The 2749-nt window shown below is 42.9% G+C and carries 2 protein-coding genes; both read left to right on the top strand.

Features of this window, described 5'->3' with window-relative positions:
* Positions 1-543 precede the first annotated feature (543 nt).
* Positions 544-2610 (top strand): BglG family transcription antiterminator, encoded by a 2067-nt coding sequence (locus tag ACFVSH_RS13510; RefSeq protein WP_387706378.1) that lies wholly within the window; start codon positions 544-546, stop codon positions 2608-2610.
* Positions 2607-2749: PTS sugar transporter subunit IIB (locus ACFVSH_RS13505; protein WP_387706382.1), on the top strand; the 143-nt coding region annotated here is incomplete at its 3' end. The genes ACFVSH_RS13510 and ACFVSH_RS13505, both read left to right, overlap by 4 nt.

The following is a 2749-nucleotide window of genomic DNA, read 5'->3' as shown; positions in this document are numbered from 1 at the left end:
TCTTAGAAGCTGCTTAAACTATATGTCTAACTTTATTGGGTCAGATCAACTTGATGAAAATCGAGCTTGCCTACAGTTTTTTTTATGTCCTCTCCAGGCACTCGCTTTCCGCGGGCGGTCCGGGAGGCTTTGTTTTAAAGACTATGATTTAAAACAAGATCCTTAATGGTTTTTGACTGTTTTATGAAACCCTCAATGAATTTCTGAAATCAACTCCGAACGTTTTTTGAGGGTTTGGAAAATATGCCATTTTGATTGGCTGAAGAATGCGTATTCCGAATTCCATCGCCAAAGTTTAGCCCCTTTAAAACGGCTTATCATTCCAAACCCTCAGCTACAACCCGCCCCCAGGCCTCACTATCATGCATTCCAATATGCCTCGAATTTTATTGTAAATCGCTTACGAAATAAAAAGATGCGCTATTGTGCACAATTGTTTAAAGAGTATATTATTGTGCAGTACCTATGACAACATTCGGACTTAGAAACGCTACATTTTTAATAAGAAGTGAGATATCGTAGAAGCAGGGAGAGGGATTGAGAATGTTTTTAGATGAAAGAAGCGCCAATTTACTAAAACTATTACAGCATTCGCCCATTTCAAAAATGAAAGAACTTGAAGCCCAAACAGGTCTGACGAGAAGGCAAATCCAATATGGTCTGAGCAAAGCGAATGACTGGCTCCAATTTCATGGATATCAACCGATTCAATATAATCGTGAAATGGGCTACTCCTTTTCTGAAACGATCAGGGATGAAGAATTGAATGTAAAACTGACAAAACGCAATTATATATTTTCAGAGACAGATAGGGAAAAAGTTTTTTACCTTATGATCCTGTTAAGCCGAGAAGAATTGTCCGTCTATCATTTCCAGGCGATCACCGGGCTTTCACGTAATACGGTGTTGAAGGATTTAAAAAGACTTAAAGAGAAAAACAGGGACATTTCGCTCAAAATCCAGTATTCCAAACAAGATGGCTATGTGGTGATTGGGGAAACCCGAGTAAAGAGATATATCATTGAACGTCTCGTGCATGATGTACTGAACAGTCCCAATAGTGAGTTGATCATGGAATGCATATGGGGAAACCATGAAAAGCAAATCAGCCCGATCCGGTTTCAGCTTGAAAGGATCGAACGTAAATTGGGCATCACCTTTACGGATGAACGGCTTCATGAACTGAGCTATTTATTTCTATGTACTGATCAGCTCATAGGAAAAGGGGAAGAGTTACAGGCAGACCAGAGCTGGGCGCCGTTTGTTGCGACGGAAGAATACAAAATGGTTGAGGAAATGACCAGAACGAATGCCTTTCAATCAGTATGGAGCGAAACGGAAAACTTATACGCAACCTTACATTTACTGAGCATGAATCGAACGAAGGATATTTCGCCTCTTAAGGATGATGAAGCCATTCAACACCTTTTGCAGGAAATCGTGGCAGAGTTCGAGAGGCTGGCATTTGTTCACTTGAAAGACAAAGAACAGCTATTCCAACAATTATACGTTCATTTCAAACCGGCATATCATCGCCTGCGGTATGGTCTTCCGCAAATGAACCCGATGACGGGACGGGTGCAGAAGGTCTATCCTGAATTGCATCATTTGACAAAAAAATCCCTGTGGGTGCTGGAGAAAGAAATTGGCTGTCCGGTATCGGAAGAGGAAGTCGCATACTTCACCGTCTATTTTGGCGGATGGCTGCGCAGGCAAGGGACGACATTGGATGATCGAAAACGGGCAATTGTCGTATGCCCGAATGGCATTGGCATCAGCAATATCCTCATTTATACATTGAGGGAATTATTTCCGGATATATTGTTCCTGGACGTTCTGTCCGTTAGAAATGCGGCTGAATACCCACTGTCGTACGATCTTGTTTTTTCAACGGTGCATATGAGAACAAAAGCGGCATTATTCGTTGTACCGCCCATTTTGGAAATGCAGGACAAACATACATTACGCCAGCAGGTCATGCAGGAATTGTATGGATATACGACGGAAAGTGTGGATGTTGCAGCTTTATTAAAGATCATATCCAAGTATGCAACCATCCATGAACAGGATCAGCTTGAAAAAGCATTGAAGTCGAATGTGTATACCCATACACCAAAAATAACCCAATTTTCTTTAAAGGAGGCAGAGAAGCCTGTGTTAGAAGAACTGCTCAATATGCAAACGATCCAATTACAGCGGCATGTTTCCGATTGGAAAGAAGGCATTCAAGTCGCGGCCAAGCCTCTCGTGGACTTAGGAACCGTAGAGGAACGGTATGTGGATGCCATGATCGAGGCGATAGAAACTAATGGACCATATGTAGTGATAACGCCTGGAGTGGCGATTCCCCATGCACGTCCGGAGCAGGGGGTCAGGTCTTTATCCATGAGTTTGCTGAAATTGGATGAAGCCGTGGACTTTGCGCCGGATAAACCGGTACGCCTGATAATCATTTTGGCGGCCGTGGATAACGATTCGCACCTGCGGGCATTGATCCAGCTCACTCAATTATTGAATGAACCAGCCAATATAGAAGAAATTTTAAGCACTTCAGATAAATCGGTCCTTATGGATTACGTTCATAAATATTCGAAGGAGGAAGCGGAATGAAAATCATGGTAGTATGCGGAAACGGATTGGGAAGCAGCTTCATCATGGAGATGAATGTGAAGAAAGCGTTGACGGAAATGGGCAAGACAGCCGAGGTGGATCATACGGATCTGGCATCCGCAAAAACGGTTCAGGCGGA

The sequence above is a fragment of the Peribacillus sp. NPDC058002 genome (genome assembly GCF_042886655.1).
Taxonomy (GTDB): domain Bacteria; phylum Bacillota; class Bacilli; order Bacillales; family DSM-1321; genus Peribacillus; species Peribacillus aracenensis.
Note: the sequence above shows the minus strand (reverse complement) of the source record. Positions and strands in the feature narration are given on the sequence as shown.

Excerpts from the sequence above, each read along its gene's own strand:
- ACFVSH_RS13510 (WP_387706378.1), top strand. The coding sequence starts at position 544 with ATGTTTTTAGATGAAAGAAGCGCCAATTTACTAAAACTATTACAGCAT.